Annotated in this window: 23 protein-coding genes and 1 pseudogene; 21 read left to right on the top strand and 3 right to left on the bottom strand. The window is 58.6% G+C overall.

Features of this window, described 5'->3' with window-relative positions; genetic code table 11:
- The first annotated feature begins 172 nt into the window (after window positions 1-172).
- Entirely contained in the window at window positions 173-2,170 is a 1,998-nt protein-coding gene (gene uvrB, locus KJA79_RS22405) for an excinuclease ABC subunit UvrB (protein ID WP_213044335.1), read from the top strand.
- A 42-nt stretch (window positions 2,171-2,212) separates the two neighbouring features.
- Here the strand turns inward: uvrB and KJA79_RS22400 are convergent, their stop codons facing one another.
- Complete coding sequence (locus tag KJA79_RS22400) at window positions 2,213-2,473, bottom strand: DUF4321 domain-containing protein (protein WP_213044334.1); 261 nt, start codon at window positions 2,471-2,473, stop codon at window positions 2,213-2,215.
- 405 nt (window positions 2,474-2,878) lie between these two features.
- Here KJA79_RS22400 and ffh point away from each other — a divergent pair, with 405 nt between their 5' ends.
- The 11 genes and pseudogenes from ffh to KJA79_RS22345 all read left to right on the top strand — a co-directional run bounded on the left by ffh (window position 2,879) and on the right by KJA79_RS22345 (window position 11,721).
- Window positions 2,879-4,228: a signal recognition particle protein gene (gene ffh, locus KJA79_RS22395; RefSeq protein ID WP_213044333.1), complete on the top strand. Its 1,350-nt coding sequence runs from the start codon at window positions 2,879-2,881 to the stop codon at window positions 4,226-4,228.
- 102 nt (window positions 4,229-4,330) lie between these two features.
- Window positions 4,331-4,639, top strand: coding sequence for a 30S ribosomal protein S16 (gene rpsP / locus KJA79_RS22390; protein WP_213044332.1), 309 nt, complete (start codon window positions 4,331-4,333; stop codon window positions 4,637-4,639).
- A gap of 9 nt (window positions 4,640-4,648) precedes the next feature.
- A complete protein-coding gene (gene rimM / locus KJA79_RS22385) occupies window positions 4,649-5,176 on the top strand; it encodes a ribosome maturation factor RimM (RefSeq protein ID WP_213044331.1) in 528 nt (175 codons plus the stop codon).
- Window position 5,177: 1 nt separating this feature from the next.
- Entirely contained in the window at window positions 5,178-5,951 is a 774-nt protein-coding gene (trmD, locus tag KJA79_RS22380) for a tRNA (guanosine(37)-N1)-methyltransferase TrmD (RefSeq protein WP_213044330.1), read from the top strand.
- 16 nt (window positions 5,952-5,967) lie between these two features.
- Window positions 5,968-6,300, top strand: a pseudogene (gene rplS, locus KJA79_RS22375) (50S ribosomal protein L19); the annotation flags it as partial.
- Between the two features lie 116 nt (window positions 6,301-6,416).
- On the top strand, window positions 6,417-7,091 hold the full coding sequence (locus tag KJA79_RS22370) for a ribonuclease HII (protein WP_213044328.1): 675 nt from the start codon (window positions 6,417-6,419) through the stop codon (window positions 7,089-7,091).
- Between the two features lie 14 nt (window positions 7,092-7,105).
- Complete coding sequence (locus KJA79_RS22365) at window positions 7,106-7,492, top strand: YraN family protein (protein WP_213044327.1); 387 nt, start codon at window positions 7,106-7,108, stop codon at window positions 7,490-7,492.
- 101 nt (window positions 7,493-7,593) lie between these two features.
- The gene (ftsE, locus tag KJA79_RS22360) at window positions 7,594-8,262 is read left to right on the top strand and encodes a cell division ATP-binding protein FtsE (RefSeq protein WP_213044326.1); all 669 of its coding nucleotides are present in this window, start codon (window positions 7,594-7,596) and stop codon (window positions 8,260-8,262) included.
- On the top strand, window positions 8,259-9,158 hold the full coding sequence (locus tag KJA79_RS22355) for a cell division protein FtsX (protein ID WP_213044325.1): 900 nt from the start codon (window positions 8,259-8,261) through the stop codon (window positions 9,156-9,158). The genes ftsE and KJA79_RS22355 overlap by 4 nt, the downstream gene beginning before the upstream one ends.
- Window positions 9,155-10,351: a murein hydrolase activator EnvC family protein gene (locus KJA79_RS22350; protein WP_213044324.1), complete on the top strand. Its 1,197-nt coding sequence runs from the start codon at window positions 9,155-9,157 to the stop codon at window positions 10,349-10,351. Before KJA79_RS22355 ends, KJA79_RS22350 begins: the two co-directional genes overlap by 4 nt.
- 26 nt (window positions 10,352-10,377) lie before the next feature.
- Window positions 10,378-11,721, top strand: coding sequence for a S41 family peptidase (locus KJA79_RS22345; protein ID WP_213044323.1), 1,344 nt, complete (start codon window positions 10,378-10,380; stop codon window positions 11,719-11,721).
- On the opposite strand, the gene KJA79_RS22340 is transcribed toward KJA79_RS22345, so the two are convergent.
- Window positions 11,696-12,187, bottom strand: coding sequence for a nucleotidyltransferase family protein (locus KJA79_RS22340; protein ID WP_213044322.1), 492 nt, complete (start codon window positions 12,185-12,187; stop codon window positions 11,696-11,698). The two genes, KJA79_RS22345 and KJA79_RS22340, sit on opposite strands and share 26 nt — an antisense overlap.
- 129 nt (window positions 12,188-12,316) lie before the next feature.
- Here KJA79_RS22340 and thiS point away from each other — a divergent pair, with 129 nt between their 5' ends.
- The 9 genes from thiS (at window position 12,317) to KJA79_RS22295 (ending at window position 21,534) form a co-directional block, all read left to right on the top strand.
- On the top strand, window positions 12,317-12,523 hold the full coding sequence (gene thiS, locus KJA79_RS22335; protein WP_213044321.1) for a sulfur carrier protein ThiS: 207 nt from the start codon (window positions 12,317-12,319) through the stop codon (window positions 12,521-12,523).
- 11 nt (window positions 12,524-12,534) lie between these two features.
- On the top strand, window positions 12,535-13,305 hold the full coding sequence (locus KJA79_RS22330; protein WP_213044320.1) for a thiazole synthase: 771 nt from the start codon (window positions 12,535-12,537) through the stop codon (window positions 13,303-13,305).
- Window positions 13,306-13,406: 101 nt separating this feature from the next.
- Window positions 13,407-14,030 carry a thiamine phosphate synthase gene (thiE, locus tag KJA79_RS22325; RefSeq protein WP_213044319.1) on the top strand — a complete coding sequence of 208 codons (624 nt, stop codon included), beginning with the start codon at window positions 13,407-13,409 and terminating at the stop codon, window positions 14,028-14,030.
- Window positions 14,031-14,280: 250 nt separating this feature from the next.
- Window positions 14,281-15,957 (top strand): proteasome ATPase, encoded by a 1,677-nt coding sequence (gene arc, locus KJA79_RS22320; RefSeq protein WP_246507875.1) that lies wholly within the window; start codon window positions 14,281-14,283, stop codon window positions 15,955-15,957.
- Window positions 15,958-15,970: 13 nt separating this feature from the next.
- Window positions 15,971-17,470 carry a depupylase/deamidase Dop gene (gene dop / locus KJA79_RS22315; RefSeq protein ID WP_213044317.1) on the top strand — a complete coding sequence of 500 codons (1,500 nt, stop codon included), beginning with the start codon at window positions 15,971-15,973 and terminating at the stop codon, window positions 17,468-17,470.
- Between the two features lie 13 nt (window positions 17,471-17,483).
- Window positions 17,484-18,308: a proteasome subunit beta gene (gene prcB / locus KJA79_RS22310; RefSeq protein ID WP_213044316.1), complete on the top strand. Its 825-nt coding sequence runs from the start codon at window positions 17,484-17,486 to the stop codon at window positions 18,306-18,308.
- A 3-nt stretch (window positions 18,309-18,311) separates the two neighbouring features.
- On the top strand, window positions 18,312-18,995 hold the full coding sequence (gene prcA, locus KJA79_RS22305) for a proteasome subunit alpha (RefSeq protein ID WP_213044315.1): 684 nt from the start codon (window positions 18,312-18,314) through the stop codon (window positions 18,993-18,995).
- A gap of 146 nt (window positions 18,996-19,141) precedes the next feature.
- Window positions 19,142-20,518, top strand: a complete 1,377-nt coding sequence (pafA, locus tag KJA79_RS22300; RefSeq protein WP_213044314.1) for a Pup--protein ligase — start codon at window positions 19,142-19,144, stop codon at window positions 20,516-20,518.
- 32 nt (window positions 20,519-20,550) lie between these two features.
- Entirely contained in the window at window positions 20,551-21,534 is a 984-nt protein-coding gene (locus tag KJA79_RS22295) for a M23 family metallopeptidase (protein ID WP_213044313.1), read from the top strand.
- A 56-nt stretch (window positions 21,535-21,590) separates the two neighbouring features.
- Here the strand turns inward: KJA79_RS22295 and KJA79_RS22290 are convergent, their stop codons facing one another.
- Window positions 21,591-24,044 (bottom strand): response regulator, encoded by a 2,454-nt coding sequence (locus KJA79_RS22290; RefSeq protein WP_213044312.1) that lies wholly within the window; start codon window positions 24,042-24,044, stop codon window positions 21,591-21,593.
- Window position 24,045 lies beyond the last annotated feature (1 nt).

Below are 24,045 nucleotides of genomic sequence, written 5' to 3'. Positions count from 1 at the left end.
ATTTTGAGATAGGTTCTAGTCTGTGGGGGAGTCTCCAGGAGTCAGGGCGCCGCTCCGAGGCGCTGACGTTGGTCCGCGAACCCACGCAATGGGCCAGGTGCGTCTGAACGGGGATGTGTCGTCGTTCGTCACGCGTTCACCGGTGCGTCGAACATGGTAAGATGACCCCACTATGCCGCCGTTCAAGCTCGACGCTCCGTTCAAACCCTGTGGTGATCAGGGCCAGGCCATTGAGAAACTGACGGCCGGAGTCCTGGCCGGAAAGCAGCACCAAGCCCTGTTAGGGGTCACTGGCTCCGGTAAGACGTTCACGATGGCCAACGTCATCGAGCGGGTTCAGAAGCCCACGCTGGTGCTCGTACACAATAAGACGCTGGCGGGACAACTCTACCAGGAGTTCAAGCAGTTCTTTCCGCACAATGCCGTCGAGTACTTCATCAGTTATTACGATTACTACCAGCCGGAAGCCTACATTCCGCAGAGCGATACCTATATTGCAAAAGATGCCTCGATCAACGACGCGATCGATCAGATGCGCCACGCGGCGACGACGTCGCTTCTGCAGCGGAATGACGTCTTGATCGTGTCGTCGGTCTCCTGCATCTATGGCCTTGGGTCGCCGGAGGTCTACCACGACATGTTGGTCTACCTCGAAGAAGGCATGGAGACCAGGCGTGAAAAGATTCTGGCGAAACTGGTGGACATCCAGTATGCGCGGAACGATGTCGATTTCCACCGCGGGACGTTTCGCGCGCGCGGGGATGTCATCGAGATTTTCCCGGCCTCCTCGGAGGCCAAGTCGGTGCGGATCGAACTCTTCGGCGACGTCGTGGATGCGATTCACGAGATCGACCCGTTGACCGGCAAATCGTTGGGCAAGTTGCCGAAGGTCGCGATTTACCCGAACACCCACTATCTCATCGCGCCCGATCGGTATGAACGGGCCATCACGGGCATTGAGGAGGAATTGGAGGCCCGGGTGGCGGCGTTCAAGAAGAGCGGCCAGTTGCTGGAGGCTCAGCGGATCGAGCAGCGGACGAAGTTCGACCTCGAAATGATTCGGGCCATGGGGTATTGCCACGGGATCGAAAACTATTCGCGCCACTTGAGCGGCCGTGCGCCGGGTGAGCCCCCGCCGACGCTGATCGATTATTTCCCCAAGGATTTTCTTCTGATCATCGATGAGTCGCACGCGACGGTGCCGCAAATCGGCGGCATGTACGAAGGGGACTTTTCACGGAAACGAACGTTGGTAGATTACGGCTTTCGCCTGCCGTCCGCCGTCGATAACCGTCCACTAAAGTTCGCGGAGTTCGAGCGGATGCTGAAGCAGGTGATCTATGTATCCGCGACGCCGGGCCCCTATGAATTGGATCATGCCAAAGGCGAGGTCATCGAACAGATTATTCGCCCGACCGGTTTGATGGACCCGCTCATCGACGTGCGATCCGCGAAGGGGCAGGTGGACAACCTGCTGGCGGAAGTACGGGCGGAGGCGGCGAAGGGCAATCGTGTGCTCGTGACGACGCTGACGAAACGGATGGCGGAAGATCTCACGGAGTACTACCACGATCTCGGCGTGAAAGTGCGCTATCTGCACGCAGACATCAAGACACTCGAACGGGCGGAGATCATTCGCGACCTTCGGCGCGGCGTTTTCGATGTGCTGGTCGGGATCAACCTGTTGCGGGAGGGGCTCGACCTCCCGGAGGTCGGGCTGGTGGCGATTCTGGATGCGGATAAGGAGGGGTACCTCCGCTCGCATCGCTCGCTGATTCAAACGGCCGGCCGCGCGGCCCGCCATATTGACGGGCGGGTCATTTTTTATGGGGATACGGTGACGGATTCGATGCGCCGCGCGATCGATGAGACGGCCCGGCGGCGTCATATTCAGGAAGCGTACAACGCGGCTCATGGGATTACGCCGCAGAGTGTGAAGAAGCAGATCCCTATGTTGGACTATGCAGTGGGAGGTGCGAACCATGCGCAACTCGAATTGGCGGCTGATCCTCAGGCGGAGTATGGGGCAACGGGAGACACGGAGCAGGTGATTCGGCGGCTCGAAGTGGAAATGAAGGCGGCGGCGAAGAAGTTGGAGTTCGAGCGGGCGGCGGAGTTACGGAATCGAATCAGGTCGCTGAAGCTCAAGGTGCTGGAGGTGGCGCAGTAGGCGGTGACTCTTCGAGGGAGTTAGAAGCCGGAAGCCAGCCCGTCACATCTGTTTATAGAGGTAGGCGCCGAGAAACATGCCGAGGACACTGAGCAGACTGACCTTGATGCTGAAGCCGAACGTCAGCTTGAGCAGCACCAGATCAATGGTGAGAGGTGGATTGATCCCAGGGGAGAAGTTGCTGGCAAAGATGTTTTGAATCGCGCCGTTCGGGGCCATCACGCGTAGAATCTCGCCGAAAATCCCGCCCAGCATTCCGCCGATCAGGATAAAGATCAGCAGCACGCCGATCGATTTTCTCATCCGCTCTCTCCCCCCGTTCACACACAGCCGGCCGTCTGTGCCGACTTGAGGCACCATATCGGAAGCCTAAATTGATGTCAACAAAATGCATGCCAGGCGATGCGACGGGGTGGGTTGTGGGCGCCCTGTCTCGCTCGTGTTGATAGAGATGTGACGTTCTCGCTCCTCTGGTCATGAGTCGGCGTGGGTCCGGCCATGTGCCGACCTGAGCGACCGGCGCGGGGCAGGATTGCGACGGATGCATGGCGCACGGTTGAGAAATGCAGCGCTGTCGGGTGCTTGAATGTCTTGACTTCACCTTCCCCCCTTCTATAGACTGCCCGATGCTATTTTTTGTGATGTTTTTCGAGGCGATCGGAGCTCTGGCTCGACCCCGACTTCGATGGCCTTTTTCTTTGGTGCACTGTGCTTGACGCGCTGAGCGAAAAATTTGAACGGATCCTGAAGAAGCTTCGAGGGCAGGGTGTCCTGACAGAGGACAATATTGCCGAGGCGCTGAAGGAAGTTCGTCTTGCCTTGCTCGAGGCGGACGTCAACTTCAAAGTCGTCAAGGACTTCCTGGAGCGGGTTCGCGAAAAGGCGATCGGGCAGGAAGTCCTGAAAAGCCTGACCCCCGGTCATCAAGTCGTCAAGGTTGTCTGGGACGAACTTCGCGGGATGATGGGTGGAGAGCGGTCCGGCATCAGTCTCGCCTCGAGGCCGCCTACCATTGTAATGATGGTGGGATTGCAGGGCGCCGGGAAAACGACCACCTCCGGAAAGCTGGCCCGCTTATTCAAGAGTCAAGGAAAGCGGGTGTTGCTTGTGGCGGCCGACCCGCGTCGCCCTGCCGCAGGCGATCAGTTGGCCAGCCTCGGTCACGACCTTGGTATTGATGTTCATCGGTTTGATCAGGTGGATGCGTCGCGCGCCGATGTGGTGCGGATTTGTCAGCGCGGAGTCGAGCGTGCCCAGGAGCAGGGCTATGACCTCGTCGTGCTCGATACCGGCGGTCGGTTGCATGTCGACGATGAGTTGATGGCCGAGCTCGTGGCCGTGAAACAGGCGGTCAATCCCCACGAAGTCCTGTTGGTTGCCGACGCCATGACCGGTCAGGACGCCGTGAATATGGCCGGCCAGTTCAATCAGCAGGTTGGTCTGACCGGCGTCATCTTAACGAAGGTCGAAGGCGATGCCAGAGGAGGAGCGGTTCTCTCGATTCGGGCCGTGACCGGACAGCCGATCAAATTCCTCGGTATGGGTGAAAAGCTCGATGCGCTGGAGCCGTTTCATCCCGATCGTATGGCATCCCGAATTCTGGGCATGGGCGATGTCCTCTCGTTAATCGAGAAGGCCCAGGAGACGTTTTCGCGGGAAGAAGCCGAAGCGGCGCAAAAGAAACTGATCAGCAGCACCTTCACGCTGGAGGATTTCCGGTCGCAGCTGGGGCAGATGAATCGGTTAGGGTCGTTTGAGCAGATTCTGGGCATGTTGCCGGGTGGTCAGAAACTGAAAGATCTGGCGAATAGCGGCTTGCCTGAAAAGGAAATGAAGCGAGTGGCGGCCATGATCGATTCCATGACTGCGCGTGAACGACGCGACCATACGCTGATCAACGGCAGCCGGAAGAAACGCATCGCCCGCGGAAGCGGGACGAGCGTGCAGGAAGTGAATCGCTTGATCAAGCAGTTTTTGCAGGCCCGAAAAATCGCGAAGGTCATGTCGGGCGGCGCCGGAGGCCGACGACAGCTGGCCCAAATGCTTCGCGGAATGTAGTCGGGCGAATGTCGAGACACGACGACGTGCGCATGGTGAAGAGAGTTCAAACCGAGCGGATACGGCCGATGGCCAAGCGCTCATTATTCTGAGGAGGTTCGAGTGGCAGTTCATTTACGATTGGCGCGGACGGGGCGACACAAGCGTCCGATGTATCGGGTGATCGCGGCGGATTCGCGGAAGCCTCGCGACGGCCGGTTCTTGGAAATTCTCGGCATTTTTGACCCGCTCAAGAACCCGGCGGTGCCGGAATTGAAGTCGGAGCGAGTGCTCTCGTGGTTGCGGCACGGCGCGCAGCCCACCACGACCGTGCGGACGCTGCTCAAGCGGCACGGTGTGTGGAAAGAGTTCGAGACCGAGAAGAGCGCAAAGGCTGCGAAGCCGGAACAAGGCGACACGCGCAAGAAGTAACCGGGGCACATGGCGACGCTCGATCAGGCAGAGCTTGTGACCATTGGACGGATTGAGCGGTCGTTCGGCGTACGAGGCGAAGCGCGGGTGCGATCGCTGAGCGACGTGCCGGGTCGGTTTGATCACCTTCATGAGGTGACCCTTGTGGCGCCGAATGGCAAGAGCCTTGTCACCCGCGTGACCCATGTGCGGTCTGGTGGGCCCACGCTGATTGTCGGGTTCGATGCCTTCACGACCCCCGAGCAGGTCGCCGAATTTCGCGGCGGACTCGTGCAGGTTCCACGTGGTGACTCGCCAGCGCTGCCGACCGATCACTACTATCAATGCGATTTGATCGGGATGGTCGTGCAGGATGAGGCGGGGACGGTGTTGGGGCGGCTGGAGGATGTACTGGCCTTCGCTGAGAACCAAGCGTTTCTGGTCCGCCAGGATGGAAAAGAGCTCCTGATTCCTGCTGCGAAACAGCTCGTGATTGCGGTGGATGTCGCGGGACGCGTGATGACCGTTCGATTGCCCGAGGGGTTCGGAGACCTCTAGCATGCGCTGTGCCGTGGTGACATTGTTCCCGGATATGGTGGCTCCGGTTCTCGGCCAGAGTATCCTCAAACGTGCCCAGGAGAAGGGCTTGTTGGAGGTAGGGGTCGAGAATTTGCGTGACTACACCTTTGACCGGCATAAGACGGCCGACGACGTGCCGTACGGCGGCGGGGCGGGGATGGTCATGAAGGCTGAGCCGGTTCTGCGCGCCATTGATGCGTTACGTGGCCGGTATCAGACCTCTCATCCGGGAACGACCCTGCGAGTGATTGTGCCGTCCCCGCAAGGGCGCCCGTTCACGCAGGAATTGGCGCACTCTCTGGCACAGGACGAACGTGTCGTCGTGTTTGTGTGCGGGCATTATGAAGGGATGGACGAGCGTGTTCGGTTGGCGCTGCATCCCGAGGAGATTTCTGTCGGCGATTATGTGTTAACCGGCGGAGAGTTGCCGGCATTGGTGATGATTGATGCCGCTGCCCGCTTGGTCCCCGGCGTTCTCGGTGATGCGGCGTCGGCAGCCGAAGAGTCCTTCACCGAGGGGCTGTTGGAGTATCCGCACTACACCAGACCGGCAGATGTACGAGGCATGGCGGTTCCTGAGGTGTTGGTCTCGGGGCACCACGAGGCGATTCGAGTGTGGCGCCGGAAGGAAGCGTTGCGGAATACGTATCTCAAGCGGCCGGATCTGTTGCGGGATCGCGAGCTTGGAGTGGAAGATCGACGGTTATTAAACGAAGTGATGCAAGAGAGTCTGGTACAGGTACCTGTTCGTTGAGAGGAGGAGAGAGACTATGAATCGGCTAGAGCGGATCCAACGATCCTTAACCAAGAAAACGGCACCCAAGTTCGAGATCGGGGATACCGTTCGCGTTCATGTGAAAGTCGTTGAAGGTGAAAAAGAGCGCATCCAGGTGTATGAAGGCACCGTGATTGCCCGCAAAGGGACGCTGAACAGCGAGACCTTCACGGTGCGCAAGCTGTCCTATAACGTCGGTGTCGAGCGGACGTTCCCGATCCATTCTCCCAACGTGGCGAAGGTCGACGTGGTGCGTCAGGGGCGTGTTCGCCGCGCCAAGCTGTATTATCTGCGCACCAAAAAAGGCAAGTTTGCCAAGGTGGAAGACCGCGAGTTTAAGGTCGAAGGCAAGGCGCAGGCCGGTGCCAAGCAGGAAGCGGCAGCCGCCACGGCCGCAAAGGCGTAGTCCCGCCGACCACATGCGATCTGGACAGAGGCGCACGTGTGGCTGATAGGCTGAACCCGGCGACTGTGGGCCCTTCCGAGGAGTTCGAGGGGGAGGCTCGGTCGCGCGGGTATCGCTTTATCGCCGGCCTGGATGAAGCCGGACGTGGGCCTCTTGCCGGTCCCGTTGTCGCAGCCGCTGTATTATTGCCGCGTCGATGTCGCCTGCCTGGGCTGAACGATTCCAAACAGATTTCAGAATCTGAACGCAACCGACTTTTTGCCGAAATCGTGCGTCGGGCGACTGGCGTCGGGATCGGTGCTGCCACGGAGGCAGAGATCGATCGGCTGAACATTCTTGAGGCATCCCGTCTGGCAATGCGTCGGGCGTTGGACGCGCTTCCACTCAGGCCGGACTTTGTGCTGCTCGACGCCGTGACGCTCTCCGGGCTTTCCATCCCTCAACGCGCGATCATCAAGGGCGACGGCCTCTCCTGTTCGATTGCGGCGGCATCCATCGTTGCGAAGGTGACGCGAGACCGGTTGATGGTCGAATATCACCGCTGGTATCCCCACTACAATTTTGCCGAGCATAAAGGGTACGGGACCCCGGAACATCTCCACCTCCTTCGGGCGCATGGTCCATGCCCAATCCACCGGCGCAGTTTTGCTCCGGTGCGGGAGTGTGTTGCATGCGACGGAGTGGAGGTCCTGCCGCCGGTGGCCTCGGTGTGAAGGGAACGTGACTGATGGGTGACCGTCGCCGCCTGGTGGGAGATGAAGGTGAGGGCCAGGCCGAAGCCTTCCTGCGCAGCCGAGGTTTTCGAATCATCGGCCGGAACGTGCGCTCTGCGTTGGGCGAGCTCGATCTGGTCGCGGATGACCAGGGGGTGCTCGTGTTCGTTGAGGTAAAGCGGCGGCGGACCGGGACGTTCGGCGGCGCCATTGAGGCGGTCGATGCACGGAAACGTGCAAAGCTAATCCGGTTGGCGGCACAGTATCTGGCCCAACATCGGATCGAAGATCGACCCTGCCGCTTTGATGTCGTGCTGATCCAGGATGATGCCGTTCCAGGCGCAGCCGTGCAACATATTGCGAATGCATTCGACGTCGAAGGGGATGATCTGCGATGGTAGGAGTGAGGAAGGCTTCACCATGACGCATCCGTTGCTTGTTCTGTGAGGCGGGGGGCGGCCGGTGACGTCAGGGGCTCCGTTCGCTGCCAGTGGCGCGATTCATGATTCAACTCTTTCATGTCTCAAAATATTACGATCGTCGTCCTGCGCTCTCCGATGTCACGCTCGAAATTGAGAAGGGCGAGTTCGTCCTGTTGATGGGCTCGAGCGGCGCCGGAAAATCGACCTTGCTGAAGTTGCTGATCGGGGCGGAGCGTCCTGAGGAGGGGCAGATACTGATTCAGGGGCGCAGTCTCTCCAAGTTGCGCGCCTCGGAAATTCCGGTGCTTCGCCGAAAAGTCGGCATTGTGTTGCAAGATTTCCGACTCCTGCCGAAGAAAACCGTGTTTGAAAACGTGTCGCTCCCCTTGCTGGTGCAGGGCGCGTCCACGCCGGACATCCGGCGCAAGGTGGCGGAAGCGTTACGCTCCGTCGGCCTGGATCATAAGAAAGATCTCTTCCCTCCCGGTCTGTCCACCGGAGAGCAGCAGCGCGTGTGTATCGCACGCGCCATCGTCAACGGGCCGATCATGCTCTTGGCGGATGAACCGACCGGGAATCTGGACCCGGATTTGACGAGCGAAATTATCGAGCTGTTCAAGGCGATCAATGCCAGAGGCACGACGATCATTGTGGCGACCCATGATCCCAATGTGTTGGCGCAGGTCAATCGACGAGTCATCACGCTGGAGCACGGGAAGGTCGTGTCCCGAGAACAGGTGTGCTCGTGAGGCGTCTGCTCTACCTGTTGCGGGAAGCGGTCGCCAACGTCTTGACGAATCGAACGACCACGATTGTCGCTGTGGCGACGACCGCGTTTACCTTTGCCTGCGTCGGCGTATTTTTGCTGCTCTACGTCAACCTGAAAGCCATGGCCGCTTCGCTGGAGCAGGATATTCAGGTGATGGTGTATGTGCAGGACGATCTTCCCGAGTCTGCACGAGGCGAGATCGAGGTGCAGTTACGCGCCGATCGAGCGGTTCGTTCCCTCAGTTATGTATCAAAAGAGCGGGCATTGGCGGATTTTCAGGCTCAGTTTCCGTCGGAGTCCCGGTTACTGCAAGGGCTTGGGCAGAATCCCTTGCCCGCGTCTTTCGTGGTGACCCTGGCTGCGGATTCGCGTTCGGCGGAGGCCATGCGGCGTTGGGCCACTCGTGCGCAATTGATCCCCGGAGTCGGCCAAGTTCAATATAATCAGGAATGGGTCGAGGCCTTAGCCGGGATTGTTCGGTATATCGAGGTCGCCGCGATTATTGTGGGCGTGATCTTGTCAGCCGCGTCGGTCACGATCATCGCGAATACCATCCGGCTGGCGCTCTATTCGCGTCGTGAGGAGATTGAAATTCTTGGCCTGATCGGCGCGAGTACCACGTTTATTCGTGTGCCCTATCTCCTTGAAGGGGCCGCGCTCGGTCTTTGTGGAAGTGCCCTGTCCTTGGTGATTCTTAAAGCCGGGTTCGAGCTGTTTCGTCACGAGATCCATTCCGCCACCCGCTTTCTGGGGGTCGACGCGTTGCTGACCTTCTTTTCGTTCGAGATGTGTGCCGTGCTCGTCGTAGTCGGGCTGTTTTTGGGGTGCGCCGGGAGCTTCCTCTCGCTGTTGCATTTCGGAGAGGGGCGGGCATGAGGTGGAGTCGATGGGGCTGCGCCTTGGTGATGCTCCAGTGTGTCCTGTTCACGATTCCCCTGTCGCAGGCCGCCGAGCGAAAGGACTCGTACGCAGACAAGATCGAGCAGGAAAAGAAGACCCTGGAAAAGTTGCGCGGCACGATTGTCGAAAAACGCAAGAAGGCGGACGAGGCGGAGAAAAAACGTGAGTCGGTGTTGCAAGGGTTGCAGTCGCTGGATGAGCGGTTGGTCCGGTATCGGCAGGAACATCAGGATATCGTCAAGAAACTCAAAAAGAAGGATCTCGAAATCGAGCAGATGAGCGTGCAGCTGAGTCGATTGTCCGAGCGTATCGATGAGCGGCAGGAGGCCATTGCCGCCCGGTTGCGGGTCCAGTATGTCGAGGGGCGGTACTGGCACCTGAAGACGCTCCTTGCGGCCAGTTCGGCCGGAGATTTCCAACGGCGGTTTCGCTATCTCTCGGCGGTGACGCAGCGAGAGTATGAGATCATGGAAACCTACCGCCGGGATGCCGAGCGGATTGCTGAAGTCGAACGGAGTCGGGAGGAGGCGCGTCAGGGTATGCTGGCGTATAAGGTCAGCACGGAAGAGAAGCTGGCTCAGATCAAGGGATTGAAGAAGCAGAAACGGGTCTATCTTGCGAAAATCACGCAGGAAAAAGAATCTCATGATCGGGCCGTGGAAGAACTAGAACGTTCGGCCACCAGGGTCGACAGTTTGTTGAAGGAACTAGAGGCCAGGCGCCGGGCCGCGTTGGCGAGCCGTCCGCCCAGCGTCGGGGGAGGCCTTCGAGCGTTGCGCGGAACTCTGCTGTGGCCGACCGACGGGCAGGTGGTCTCGTACTTCGGCCGCCAGAAGCACCCCACGTTTAATACCTATATTCAGCGAAAAGGCATCGAGATTCGCGCCGCGGAAGGGAGTAATATACGATCGGTGCTCGCCGGTCAGGTTGTCTATGCGGACTGGTTGAAAGGTTACGGACTGGTTATAATCATGGATCATGCCAATGGAGTGTTTTCGCTGTACGCCCATGCGTCAAAAATTTTGACGACCGTCGGTGCCAAGATTGAGGCGGGGGAAGCGATCGGTGAAACAGGTGATACGGGTATGACGGGTGAGAATACGCTCTATTTCGAGCTGCGCGAAGGGGCGGAGCCGGTCGATCCCCTGGTGTGGTTGTCTAAGCGGTAGGCCTCGGAGAGGAAGGAACCCACGTTATGGAACAGCGGCGGAGCCGACGGTGGTTATATCTTTTGCTGATGGTGACGGTGGCCTTAGGCATCGGCCTGATCCTGGAAAAGGGGCTGGAACGGACCGGGCACGCGTCCGAAACCTATGAGGAATTGCGGACGTTTTCCGAGGTGTTGACGCAGGTGCAGAAGCACTATGTCGATGAAACCAAGGTGAAAGACCTGGTCCAGGGCGCGATTCGCGGAATGCTGTCGACGCTCGACCCCCACTCCGCCTATATGACCCCTGAGATGTATAAAGAAATGCAGGTCGAAACCAAAGGCGAGTTCGGTGGAGTCGGGATTCAGATCGGCGTGAAAGAAAATCGGTTGGCCGTGATTTCTCCGATCGAGGGCACGCCCGCGCACCGAGCTGGCATCAAGGCTGGCGACTTCATTACCAAGGTGAACGACGAGCCCACCAAGGACCTGACCTTGATGGATGCCGTGCAAAAGATGCGCGGTCCGAAGGGGACCAAGGTCAATCTGACGATTCAGCGCGAAGGCACCGCCGATCCTCTGGCGTTCTCCCTGGTGCGCGATACCATTAAGATCGAAAGTGTGAAGTTCAAGGTCCTCGACAACACCATCGGGTATGTGCGGCTGACACAGTTTCAGGAGGCCACGGGCCGGGACCTGAGTCGGGCGCTGAAGCAATTCAAAGAGCAGAAGGTCCAGGGCACCATTCTCGATCTGCGGAATAACCCCGGTGGCTTGCTGACGGCAGCGGTCGACGTGTCAGAGCAGTTCGTGGGGAACGGAAAACTGATTGTCTACACCAAGGGCCGCGAGGGGAAGAAGGATGAGTGGTTCTCCAAGACCAAGGAGACCTTGGAGGATTCTCCGATGATCATCCTGGTGAATGAAGGGTCCGCGAGTGCGTCCGAAATCGTCGCCGGTGCCTTGCAGGATTGGGGGCGCGCGGTGATCGTCGGAACGACCTCATTCGGCAAAGGATCGGTGCAAACGATTCTTCCACTTGGTGATGGGTCGGGTTTGCGCCTCACGACGGCTAAGTACTACACGCCGAAGGGGCGTTCGATTCAGTCGACCGGGATCACGCCGGACATCGTCGTGAAACTTCAGACGCCCACCGTGGCGAAGGCCGGTGACAAGGACGGGAAAGAATCCGAGCCGAAGACGGCGAAAAGCGCGACCACTGGTAAGGATTTGTCTCCCAAACCAGCGGAGGACTCGGCGCATAAGAACGGGGCCGTCTCGCTCGGCGACGCAGGCGGAGAAATTTCGGTGGATGACGATGTGCAGTTGCAGAAGGCCGTGGAACTGCTCAAGACCTGGAAAATCTTCAAGGAGCTTCGTCCGGCGGCGTAAGCGTGGCCGGTTGAAGCTGTCGGCGGATGGCCGCGAGTAATGCCTCTTCCGATCCGGAAAATCCTGGTTGCGTTCGTAACAGATGGGACGCAACCAGGGATTCCAGATCGGCCAATGTGCGAATATTCAGTCTGAAATACAGATAACTCACCAATGCATCGGAAAGGCCGGGCAGCGAAGCCCAGGCCGCGACGTCTTTCGGCAACGGCGTCCTCAGCTCTTCATAGGCGCGAATCGTGCCCGTGGAGAGAAACTCTTCAATTTTCCCCGCTAAGTCCTTCCCGATTCCCGGGATCTCTTGCAACGCATGGCGCGCCGCCAAGTCGGTCAGGTCCCCGGTCACGGAAAGGATCGTGTCGGCTGCGTTCCGGTAGGCACGGACGCGATAGGGATTGGCGCGTTGGGCCGCCAGGAGATTCGCCATGGCGCGAAAAATCTGAGCGAGTTGGTGAGCGCGGTTATCCATTGGCAACTCTCAACAGGAGCATGGAGCCATTGTGCGGGCAATCGGTGGCAAACGGCAAGGCCTGTCCAGCGTTGGTTGACAAGCGGTTTTCCCGTTTCATAGGATGATCCGACGTAGTGAGGTGATCCAGTGAACATCCACGTGAATGGCGAATCTCGGGGAACGGGCGACGGGCAGACGGTGGCAGGGCTGTTGCGGGAATTGGACATCCGGACCGACCGCGTGGCGGTAGAATTGAATTTGGAGATTGTGGATCGGCATGACTTCGAGACCCGTGGGCTCCATGAAGGAGATCGGGTGGAAATACTGAGTTTCATTGGCGGCGGAGCCGAATAGGGGTGAACACGATGAATGATCGGTTGGTGATCGCCGGCAGGGAATTTCAATCGCGACTGTGGGTCGGCACTGGCAAATATAAAGATTTTGCGGAAACCAAAAAAGCGATCGATGCCTCCGGCGCGGATGTGGTCACGGTGGCTGTCCGTCGCGTGAACATTACCGATCGTTCGAAGGAAAATCTCCTCGACTATCTCGATCCGAAGAAATACATCATCCTGCCGAACACGGCCGGTTGCTATACGGTGGAAGACGCCGTGCGATACGCTCGGCTGGCGCGTGCGGCCGGCGTATCCGATCTAGTCAAGTTGGAAGTGCTCGGCGACGAGAAAACGCTGTTTCCCGACACGGCGGGCTTGATCGAAGCGGCCAAGATTCTCATCAAGGAAGGATTCATCGTTCTTCCCTATACCAACGACGACCCGATCGTGGCGAAGAAGCTGGTGGACATCGGTTGTCCGGCGGTGATGCCGCTTGCGGCTCCGATCGGCTCTGGGTTGGGAATCCGTAATCCCTACAACCTGAAAATCATCATGGAGACGGTGAAAGTGCCTATCATTGTGGACGCCGGAGTGGGCACGGCCTCCGACGCCGCACTGGCGATGGAGTATGGTGCCGACGCCGTGTTGATGAATACGGCAATCGCCGGGGCTCAGGATCCCATTGCGATGGCGGAAGCCATGAAATACGCCGTCTGGGCCGGCCGATTGGCCTATAAGGCCGGGCGCATTCCTCGTAAACTCTACGCGACGGCGAGCAGTCCGATTGAGGGCATGCTCTGAGAAGTGGTGAGTCATGAGTCGTCGTTGGTGAGTCATGACTTCCGAGTTGATTCCATGCGTCCATGTAGCACTCATCATTCGGGCCTTCCCACGTTCCCCTGATGCCTGCCGTCGATTTCCGCTTGTATCTCGTTACTGATCGTCATCAGACCGCCGGGCGGCCGCTGTTGTCGGTGCTCCGGGAGGCGGTCTCGGCAGGTGTGCGCGCCGTGCAACTGCGTGAAAGAGACCTCCCCATTCGTGACCTCCGTGTAGTCGCAGGCGAGTTGCAAACTGAACTGCGGCAGGCGAAGCTCTTCATCAATGACCGTGTCGATCTGGCCCTTGCCCTGTCTGCTCACGGAGTGCACCTGCGAGAGAGTAGTTTGCCGGTTGCGGTGGTGCGAGGCCTGCTCCAGCCCTCTCAACTGCTGGGAGCCTCCGTGCATTCCATCGAGGGCGCGCTGGCGGCCGAACAGCAGGGGGCTGATTTCGTGGTGTTGGGGCCGATCCATGACACGCCGTCGAAACGAGAGTATGGAGCGCCGCTCGGACTCGCGGCGCTTGAGCGGGCCGCACGGAGCGTTCGTATCCCGATTTTTGCCATCGGCGGCATGACCGCGGATCGGGCGCGCGACGCGCGACAGGCAGGGGCCTTTGGTGTGGCTGTGTTGTCGTCGATTCTGAGCGCAGCCGATGTGGGGCAGGCCACCACATCATTGTTGTCGGCGCTCGAACACGAGTGACAAGGAGATCTCACGAGACGAAAATTTTCCCACACAACCATGTCACGCGCAGGCGCTGGGTGCCGCAGTTGACCACCCCCTATACGGGTGTTAGAATCCGAAAAAGTGTCGATGACCGTCACTGACAAGGATTTATACCGATCCGACGAGTGGGACAATGGCCGACCCAAAAGGGAGTTCAGGCCGACTCCGGTCCTTCCGTGATTCCGTCAAGCGCCTGACTCAATCACTTTCTGACGGAGAGGGAGTCGTGACACACAAAAACGACGAGCACGCGCGCGAGGTCGAAAAACTTCGCACCCAAATCCAGTCGATGGAAGAGGAGATTCGGCGGCTCTACCAGTCACGCTACCAGCTTGAGCAGACGACGAAGCAGAACGAAAAGCTCGTCGCCACCCTCCAAGAAGCCAAATCACAAATCGAAACATTGCGAGCCGAGGTTGAAAAACTGACGGCTCCTCCCTCCACCTACGGAATCTTCTCCAGTCTCGATACTGATGGAACCGGGAATGTCTACGTTTCCGGTCGCAAGATGAAGGTGAGCCTCCATCCTTCCATCAAGGCGAAGGACTTGCGCAAAGGGCAAGAAGTCATTCTCAACGAAGCGTTAAATGTGATCGCCGTGCGTGGGTTCGACGTGCAGGGGGAAGTGGTTCGCTTGAAAGACGTGCTGGAGGGCAATCGCGCGCTGGTCACCCTGCATTTTGACGAAGAGAAGGTCGCGGAACTCGGGGAGCCCTTGCTCAGCGAACGACTCAGTGTGGGTGACCATCTCCTCTATGACGTGCGATCGGGGTGTGTCATTGAGAAGCTACCCAAGTCGGAAGCCGAGGAACTGGTGCTCGAAGAAGTGCCGGATGTGGATTACGAGCACATCGGCGGACTTCAGAAGGAAATCGATCAGGTTCGCGATGCGGTGGAACTGCCGTTCCTGTACCCGCACATTTTTTCCAACTATAAATTGAGTGCGCCGAAAGGGGTTCTCCTGTACGGCCCGCCGGGCTGTGGCAAGACCCTGATTGCGAAAGCCGTTGCCAGCTCGATTGCCAAGAAGCTTGGACACTTGAAGGATAAGCAGCTGCGCAGCTATTTCCTGCATGTCAAAGGACCTGAACTGCTGAATAAGTATGTCGGTGAGTCGGAACGGCAGGTGCGTGAAGTCTTTAAGAAGGCCAAAGAACGTGCCGACGACGGCCATCCGGTGATCGTATTTTTCGACGAAATGGATGCGCTGTTCCGTACGCGCGGCACCGGCATTTCCTCGGACATCGAGTCGACCATCGTGCCGCAATTCCTCTCCGAGATCGATGGGGTGGAGCGTCTGACCAATGTGATCGTCATCGGCGCCAGCAACCGTCAGGATCTGATCGATCCGGCGGTGCTCCGGGCCGGTCGCCTTGACGTGAAGGTGAAGGTCGGGCGGCCGGATATGACGGCGGCCAGGGATATTTTCTCGAAGTATGTGACGACCGATCTGCCGTTTGCCGAAGAAGATCTCAAGCGGCATGGCGGGGATGCGCGGGCGTTAGTGGACTCGCTGATGAACATGACCGTAGACGCCATGTATGCTACGACGGATGAGAATAAATTCATCGAGGTCACGTATGCGAACGGCGAGAAGGAAGTGCTGTACTTCAAAGACTTTGCCAGCGGAGCCTTGATTGAAGGAATCGTCTCGCGCGCCAAGAAGTTTGCGGTGAAGCGCGCGATCGCGCAAGAAGGGACCGGTCTGCGGGCAGAAGATTTGATCCGGGCGATTCGGGAGGAGTTCAAGGAACACGAGGACCTGCCGAATACGACCAACCCGGACGATTGGGCGAAGGTTGCGGGCAAGAAAGGCGAGAAGATTGTCCACCTTCGGACGATCAGCGGCGGGCCTGGAGAGGCGCGTCAAATTGAAACCGTCAATACCGGTCACTATCTGTAGTGCGCGAGATTTCATGAACGACTCCCATACGCACAGCCCATCGCGTGTCATCGGCACGGAGACGGAATTCGGTATCGCCAGCCGGGACCCAAATGCGGCCGATCCGGTGGCCAACTCCATACATCTCATCGGTCATTACCCCAATCTGCCGGCGCCTCACGCGGTGTGGGACTACGAGAATGAAAACCCGTTGCTGGATGCGCGTGGGTTTGAAGTCGATGGAGAGCGGGAACGGCCGGGGCCTGACTACAATCGGCAGTTGAACAAGGTGCTGGCTAACGGCGGCCGGCTCTATGTCGACGGTGCGCATCCTGAATACTCCACGCCGGAATGTACCAACGCCAGGGAAGTCGTCGCCTTTGAGCGGGTTGGGGAACGCATTGTGGCGCAGGCGTTGGAGCAGATTACGAAGGAGCGGGGGCGGGACCAGTTCGTCCTGTACAAGAACAACTCTGACGGCAAGGGCAACAGCTACGGGTATCATGAGAACTATCTCGTTGCCCGCTCAGTGCCGTTCGAGCGGATCACGCAGGTGTTGATGCCGTTCCTCGTGACCCGCTCCATCTTCGCCGGCTCGGGAAAAGTCGGGGCGGAGAATCAAACCAGTCCTGTCGACTATCAAATTTCGCAACGCGCCGATTTCTTTGAAACCCTCGTCGACCTCAACACCATGGTTCGCCGGCCGATCATCAACACGCGGGACGAACCCCATTCTGATTCCGCCAAATACCGGCGGCTCCACGTCATAGTCGGTGATGCCAACATGGCCGAACTGTCGACCTACCTCAAGGTGGGCACGTTGTCGATTGTGCTGGAGTTGCTTGAGGCCGGGGCTGAACTGCCCAAGATCACCCTCGCGGATCCGGTCAACGCGATCAAGCAAGTGTCCCGGGACGTGCGTGTCCAGGAAAGCGTGAAGTTAGCCGACGGTACCTCGTCGACGGCCATTGCCGTGCAGCGCGCGTACCTCAAGGCTGCGCAAGGGTACTTCGCCTGTCACGAACTGAGCCAAGTCACGAAAGATGTGTTGGTGCGCTGGGAAGACGTGCTTGACCGATTGGAGCGAGACCCGCGATTGCTAGTCCGTGAACTGGACTGGGTCGCCAAGCGCTACTTGATTGAGTCCTATATGGATCGCAAGTCTTGCGGCTGGGATGATCCGCGCGTCCGCCTGATGGATTTTCAGTACCACGACGTCAGACCCGAAAAGGGGCTCTATTACACGCTTGAACGAAGCCACATGATCGAACGGATTGCCTTGGATCATGAAATCGCGCGGGCCGAAATGCATCCGCCTGTCGGCACGCGGGCTTTTTTCAGAGGCCAATGTGTGCGGAAGTACCCGAATGTCGTCTACGGGGCGAGTTGGACGTCCGTGCTGTTCGATATCGGCCAGAACAAAATCAAGCGGATCCCCTTAATGGATCCGCTCCGCGGCACCGAAGCGCTGACGGGGGAACTCCTGGCCCAAGCGGAAACTGCGGCAGCATTGCTGGCAAAACTTTCGTCCTGACGACGACACCTGCATGACACACCACTCATCGCTCCCACATCACGACGGCTCCAGTTTTTTTGACTTTCTCACGCAGTGCCATCCTGACTTGCGTCCCGGGATCGCGGATTTGTCCGGGGCGCGACTGACGAATCCCGTGGACTTGAGTCGGGCCGGCAGCATGCCGGTGCCCCATGGCACCACGGTGCTGGCATTGAAATATCGAGACGGAGCGATCATTGCCGGCGATCGTCGAGCCACCGAAGGGTTCCAAATCGCCGACCGACGTATTGAAAAGGTCTTTCGTATCGATGACTACTCCGCCATGGCCATTGCGGGAGCCGCCGGCCCCTGCATCGAGATGGCCAAACTCTTCCAAACCGAACTCGAACATTACGAGAAGTTGGAAGGCGTGCAGCTGTCTTGCGAGGGCAAGGCCAACAAGCTGGGACAGATGGTGAAGGCCAATCTCCCCATGGTGTTCCAGGGCCTGGTCGTGATGCCGCTCTATGTCGGCTATGATCTCAAGCGGAAGGAAGGGCGGATCTTCAAGTACGACATTACGGGTGGTCGGTACGAAGAGTCCGACCACCATTCCATCGGGTCAGGCGGCAAGGACGCACGCAACACGATGCGTGAATATTACCGACCAGGTCTGCAGGAAGACGAGGCGCTTCGAGTCGGTCTGCTGGCGCTGTACAATGCCGCCGATGAAGATGTCGGAACCGGCGGACCGGACTTGGTTCGAGGCATTTTTCCGACGGCCAAGATCGTGAGCGGCGCCGGCATTGTCGATGTGCCGGAAGACCGGGTTCGTGCCTTGTACGACACCATACTCGCGGAGCGAAGGAGATCTTAGTCGATGCCGTTGCCGTACTACGTCTCGCCTGAACAAATGATGCAGGATAAGGCGGAGTATGCCAAAAAAGGCATTGCCAAAGGCCGCTCCATCATTGCATTGGAATTTGTCGACGGCATTTTGCTCGCGGCGGATAACCCCAGCGCCTCGTTGCACAAAGTGTCTGAGGTGTATGACCGCATTGCCTTTGCCGGGGCGGGGCGGTACAGCGAGTTCGAACATCTTCGCAAGGCGGGGATTCGTCATGCTGACCTGACCGGCTACATGTACAGCCGCGAAGATGTGAGTGCCAGAACCCTGTCCAATGCCTATTCGCAGAGTCTGGGAACGGCCTTCAGTACGGATGTGAAACCGCTGGAAGTGGAAATCCTGGTCGTGCAGGTCGGTGTGAACGGCCAGGCCAATGAAATTTTCCGGATCTCGTTCGACGGCAGCATCGTGGATGAAAAAAATCTTGCGGTGATCGGCGGGCGATCCGAGGCAGTGCAGCAATATTTGCGTGAACATGCCAGCCCGCAACCGCCGACATTGAAGGATGGACTGCGGCGCTGCCATGCCGCCCTCGAGCAGGTCGCCACGCAGAAGATTCCCTCAGAGAATCTCGAAGTGGCCGTGCTCGACCGAAACCGCCAGGGGCGAAAGTTCAGACGCTTGAGCAGCGCCGATATCTCCCAACTCTTCAGCTGAGCCCCCTTCCCGCGACGTCCATCCTCCTGCGGTCCCCCGCCTCTACATCAGAGTGTTGCGCAATGCCGAAGGGAAATCTGGGCTTCGGTTGAAGCGTTACGCGTCACGGTGTATTCTGAAAGCAGCTGAGGACGAGAGGCTGTTCCATGCAACAACGTATTTTCGGCCTGGAGAATGAGTATGGCCTGATTTTTTCTCCCAACGGGAAGATTTATCTTCCGATGGAGAAAGTGCTGGGGTATATCTTCGAAGGACTAATTCCCAACAGCTGGCCGTCCAACGCGTTTCTGGTCAACGGCGCGCGGTTTTATCAAGATACCGGCTGCCATCCCGAGTACTCCACGCCGGAGTGCGATAACATTCTCGATCTGGTGATTCACGACAAGGCAGGCGAGCGCCTGCTGGAAGCCTGTTTGCCGGCGGCCGAGGAGCGGCTTCGTGAAGAGGGCCTCTCTGGCGAGATCTATATCTTCAAGAACAACACCGACTCACTCGGAAACACCTATGGCTGCCATGAAAACTATCTCATGCGGCGGGATGTGGATTTTTGGAAGGTGACCGAGCAACTCATCCCCTTTTTCGTCACCCGCCAGATCTACTCCGGCGCGGGCAAGGTGCTGAAAGTATCAGGCAAGCCGCAGTATTTCATCTCGCAGCGGGCGCAGCACATCCACGAGAAGACCTCGTCCTCGACGACCTCCTCACGGAGCATCATCAATACCAGGGATGAACCGCATGCCGACGCGGAAAAATATCGACGGCTCCACATCATCGTGGGCGATTCCAATATGTCGGAATATGCCACCTACCTGAAAGTGGGCACCGCTACCTTGGTGCTCTCGATGATCGAAGCGGGGTTCTCCGTGGCCGGCATGGAGCTTGAGGATCCCGTGAAGGCCATCCGCGAGATTTCCCGAGACCCCACCCTGAACAAGAAGGTCAAGCTGGATGACGGCCGACAGATGACCGCGATTGAAATCCAGCGTGTATACGTGAAGCGCGCGACGGAGTTTCTCGACGCGCAGGCCCATGATCCAGTGTTGGACGATGTGCTGACGAAGTGGGTGTCGGTCTTGGATCGACTGGAAGAGGACCCGATGCAACTGGTCCACGAGGTCGATTGGGTGATGAAAAAGCATCTGATTCAATCCTATACTGAGAAGAAGGATTGTGGTTGGGACGACCCCCGGGTCTTCCTGCTGGATTTGCAGTTTCATGACGTCAAACGCACCCGCGGGCTGTATTATTTGATGGAGAACCGCGGCATGGCCGTTCGTGTGGTCGAGGAAGAAGCCGTGCAGCGAGCCATGTCGGTGCCGCCGCAGACCACGAGGGCCAAAGTCCGGGGAGATTTTATCCGGTTTGCTCGAGCCAAAAACCGCTCGTATACGGTAGACTGGACCTATTTGAAGCTGAACGGCTACTGGGAGGAAACCATCCTCTGTATGGACCCCTTCAGTGCCGTAAACCGACGGGTTGAGGAATTGTTGTCGCAGGTGTCCGGGGCGCGGATGTATCGGTAAGGCGGCGTGACGAATTGAGTCGAGCCACAGCCATGTCATTTCTCGATCGCTTCCTGATCATCTCGGTCGTGTTGCTGGCCAGCGTGTTCCCGGTCGAGTTGTTTCCGAACACAGGGCCGGTGCCGCGTGGCGGCGATGGGCAGTTCAGCGGCAAGCAGGGGCAAGTCGTGGTGATCACGGTTCCTGACCTGAAGGATGCCGCGACCGTCAAGGGACATTTCCTGGGCCGCACCATGCCACTGTTTCCAAACCCTGCCGTCGGAGGAACCGGCTATATCGGGTTGCTCGGCATCGACCTTCAGGACGAGCCTGGTGCGCATGAATTGACGATTGATGCGCAATCGGGCGAGCAGACACGGCATTTCTCCTTTCAGGTGTTAGTTGTGAAGGAGAAGTTTGCGGTGGAGCATCTCAAGCTGCCGAAGGACAAAGTGGACCTTGATGAGAAGGCTGCGGCCCGTTGGAAAGCCGAGCAGGAGCAGGTGCGCAAGGCGCTGGCAGAAGAGTCCGGTATGCGATTGTGGCAGACCGGCTTCATTGAACCGGTTCACGGCAAGCGCACGGGAATATTCGGCAGCGTCCGCATCATGAACGGGCAGCCCAGAAATCCGCACAACGGGGAAGATATCGGTGCTCCGATGGGGACCGACGTCATGGCCAGCAACGACGGGGTGGTGCGCCTCGTCGTCGATCATATTTTTTCAGGCCGCGGCATCTTCGTGGACCATGGCCTTGGACTGTATTCGATGTATTTTCACCTGTCGGACGTGCTGGTCAAGGAAGGCGATTTGATCAGGGCCGGTCAGGTGATCGGAAAAGTCGGCGCCACCGGTCGGGCGACCGGACCGCACTTGCATTGGGGCATGAAGGTCAACGGCGCTCGTGTGAATCCCTACACGCTGCTTGATCTGCCGTTTCCGAAGAATCCCGCCGCCGATCTGCCGATGGTAGCAAGTCCAGCCGGTGCTGCACAGCCGGACGTCACTCCTGCCGCCGTCGGCGGCGACACACGGTAGCCCGTTTCTCCAGCCGTCTCCTCATCACGGTTCCCTGCTGACAATGTGACAGGAGGTTAGGGTGTCTCAGAGCTATCTCTGCAGGCTTCCTGCTGCGCGGGCGATTCAAGCGCGGTGGCCACGGCCTTTGTCAGAGATTCCGGGGTGTAGGGTTTTGGCAAGAACGCCATCCGAGCATCGAAGTGCTGCAGGAGTACCCCGTCCCGTTCCGAATAGCCCGATGTCAGGATGACTTTGAGATCGGGTTGGAGGGCTTGGAGTTCGCTGGCCAATTGCGCGCCTCCCATGCCCGGCATCACCATATCGGTCACCAAGAGCGCAATCTGTCGCCCTTGATCACGAACCAGCCGTAACGCCTCCTCGCCGGATCGTGCCGCCACCACGTGGTAGTGCTGGGCGACGAGGATAGTATGTGCCAAGCCTCGCACCATTTCGTTGTCTTCCACCAGCAAAATGGTCTCGGATCGTTCACCCGCCGGCTTCGTCGTGGCGGGGGGGCGGAGTGCCTCGGAGTCCTCGGCGATGCGAGGAAGGTAGATGGTAAAGGTGGTCCCTTTGCCCAATTCGCTTGTAATGCCCACAGTGCCTCCACTCTGTCGCACAATGCCGTACACGGTAGACAGGCCCAGTCCGGTGCCTTTGCCCAACTCTTTCGTCGTGAAAAACGGTTCGAAGAGATGCCCCAAGGTTTCGACACTCATCCCGCAGCCGGTGTCACGAACGGCCAGGGTCACATAGGGACCGGGAATCAAGGGATCGGACCAGAAGGGATCGGAGTGGGTGACCGTCACTTCCCCGGTTTCCAATTCGAGCCGTCCTCCGTGCGGCATGGCGTCTCGCGCATTGACGACGAGGTTCATCACCACCTGCTCGATCTGCCCCGCATCCGCTTTGATACGCCCCAGCGTCGGGTCTAGCTTCAGCACGAGTTGGATGTCTTCGCCGATGACGCGCTTCATGAGTTCGACAATATCACTCACACGGTCATTGAGATTCAGGGGTTGACGTTCCACGATTTGATGGCGCGTGAACGCCAACAATTGCCTGGTCAATCCCGTCGCCTTGTTGCCGGCATCTCTGATTTGGGCCATACCGCGTTGCGCACGAGAGGTAAGTCCCGGTTCATCCATGAGTAACTCGGCCCAACTGTTGATGATCGTCAGCAAGTTGTTGAAGTCGTGTGCGACGCCGCCCGCCATGCGACCCAAAGCTTCCATTTTCTGGGCTTGTCGCAATTGCCGTTCGAGGTCTTTCCGGTTGAGAAATTGGCTGATCATGGCCCCCAATTCGGAGATGCGCTCCAACCGTGCCGGTGTCGGGCGGAGGACTTCAGAAACAAAACACTCAATGATGCCAAGGATGTTTTTCCTGGTCGAGATCGGGAAGGCGATGGCGCCGTGCAGATCGGCCTGCCGTGCGGCTTCCCGCGCGGGGGATGCGGCTTCCATGAGAATATCGGGAGAGAATACTGCGGTGCCGGTCCTCCACGCGCGTCCGGCGAGGCCCATATGTTGTGTCAGCGAGAGGGATTCGTAACTCTTGGCGAACGCCTCAATGGGGGCACTGGCCCGATGCCACAACGCGTTACAGTGAAGCGTCTGATCTTGTGGATCCACGAGCCATAAGGCGCCCACGGTCCAGCCCTGCAGTTCGCATATGGCGCGAAGGATTCGCGGTACGGCTTCACTCAGCGTCACGGACTCTTCAAGGGCCAGACCCACGGCGAGTTGGACGGCGTGCATCGTTTCCGCCTGCCGGCGTTCGGTGATGTCGGTCTTGGCTCCGATCATCCGATGGGGTCTGTGTTCACGATCGCGTAGCACATAGCCGTGGTCGACGACATAGGCGTATGTGCCGTCGTTCCTGCGAAACCGATATTCGGCCGTCCATAAGTGCTGATCCGACTCGAGGACGCGCGTCAGATTGGCGATGACCGCCTCACGGTCTTCCTGATGCACCTGATCGGCCCAGGGGATTTGATGCCGCTCCAGGTGTGACGTGGCCGGTTCGTAGACGGACTGATACGCCTCGTTGAACCAGGTCGTGCCGGACGCAATGTCCCAATCCCAAATGCCGTCCTGCGTCGCCAGGCAGGTGAGGTGAAAACGTTCTTCGCTCTTCCGCAGGGCTTGCTCGACCCGGTGCCGTCCCATGGCATAGCGGATGGCGCGTCTCAGCGCATCACCGGTCAGTCTGCCTTTGACCAGATAATCCTGCGCACCGCGTAGCAGAGATTTTTCAGCGACGAGTTCATTGTCGAGACCGGTCAGCACAATGACCGCCGCTTCGCCGGCCTGTGGCCGCACCCGGTCCAGGGTTTCAAGTCCGTGGCTATCCGGCAGTGAAAGATCGACGAGCACGGCGTCCACGGGGCCGCCCATCAGCTTGGAGAGGCCCGTCTCAAGCCGGTCTGCCCAATCCAGCGAGATGTCGTGGGATGCCTGCTCGCAGAGCGCGGTCCGGATCAGTTCCGCATCGTCCTCATTGTCCTCAATCAGCAACACATGCATG

The organism is Nitrospira defluvii, assembly GCF_905220995.1.
Lineage (GTDB): Bacteria > Nitrospirota > Nitrospiria > Nitrospirales > Nitrospiraceae > Nitrospira_A > Nitrospira_A defluvii_C.
Note: the sequence above shows the minus strand (reverse complement) of the source record. Positions and strands in the feature narration are given on the sequence as shown.

Excerpts from the sequence above, each read along its gene's own strand:
- uvrB (WP_213044335.1), top strand. The coding sequence starts at position 173 with ATGCCGCCGTTCAAGCTCGACGCTCCGTTCAAACCCTGTGGTGATCAG.
- KJA79_RS22400 (WP_213044334.1), bottom strand. The coding sequence starts at position 2,473 with ATGAGAAAATCGATCGGCGTGCTGCTGATCTTTATCCTGATCGGCGGA.
- rimM (WP_213044331.1), top strand. The coding sequence starts at position 4,649 with ATGGCGACGCTCGATCAGGCAGAGCTTGTGACCATTGGACGGATTGAG.
- trmD (WP_213044330.1), top strand. The coding sequence starts at position 5,178 with ATGCGCTGTGCCGTGGTGACATTGTTCCCGGATATGGTGGCTCCGGTT.
- KJA79_RS22365 (WP_213044327.1), top strand. The coding sequence starts at position 7,106 with ATGGGTGACCGTCGCCGCCTGGTGGGAGATGAAGGTGAGGGCCAGGCC.
- ftsE (WP_213044326.1), top strand. The coding sequence starts at position 7,594 with ATGATTCAACTCTTTCATGTCTCAAAATATTACGATCGTCGTCCTGCG.
- KJA79_RS22350 (WP_213044324.1), top strand. The coding sequence starts at position 9,155 with ATGAGGTGGAGTCGATGGGGCTGCGCCTTGGTGATGCTCCAGTGTGTC.
- KJA79_RS22345 (WP_213044323.1), top strand. The coding sequence starts at position 10,378 with ATGGAACAGCGGCGGAGCCGACGGTGGTTATATCTTTTGCTGATGGTG.
- KJA79_RS22340 (WP_213044322.1), bottom strand. The coding sequence starts at position 12,187 with ATGGATAACCGCGCTCACCAACTCGCTCAGATTTTTCGCGCCATGGCG.
- KJA79_RS22330 (WP_213044320.1), top strand. The coding sequence starts at position 12,535 with ATGAATGATCGGTTGGTGATCGCCGGCAGGGAATTTCAATCGCGACTG.
- thiE (WP_213044319.1), top strand. The coding sequence starts at position 13,407 with ATGCCTGCCGTCGATTTCCGCTTGTATCTCGTTACTGATCGTCATCAG.
- dop (WP_213044317.1), top strand. The coding sequence starts at position 15,971 with ATGAACGACTCCCATACGCACAGCCCATCGCGTGTCATCGGCACGGAG.
- prcB (WP_213044316.1), top strand. The coding sequence starts at position 17,484 with ATGACACACCACTCATCGCTCCCACATCACGACGGCTCCAGTTTTTTT.
- prcA (WP_213044315.1), top strand. The coding sequence starts at position 18,312 with ATGCCGTTGCCGTACTACGTCTCGCCTGAACAAATGATGCAGGATAAG.
- pafA (WP_213044314.1), top strand. The coding sequence starts at position 19,142 with ATGCAACAACGTATTTTCGGCCTGGAGAATGAGTATGGCCTGATTTTT.
- KJA79_RS22295 (WP_213044313.1), top strand. The coding sequence starts at position 20,551 with ATGTCATTTCTCGATCGCTTCCTGATCATCTCGGTCGTGTTGCTGGCC.
- KJA79_RS22290 (WP_213044312.1), bottom strand. The coding sequence starts at position 24,044 with ATGCATGTGTTGCTGATTGAGGACAATGAGGACGATGCGGAACTGATC.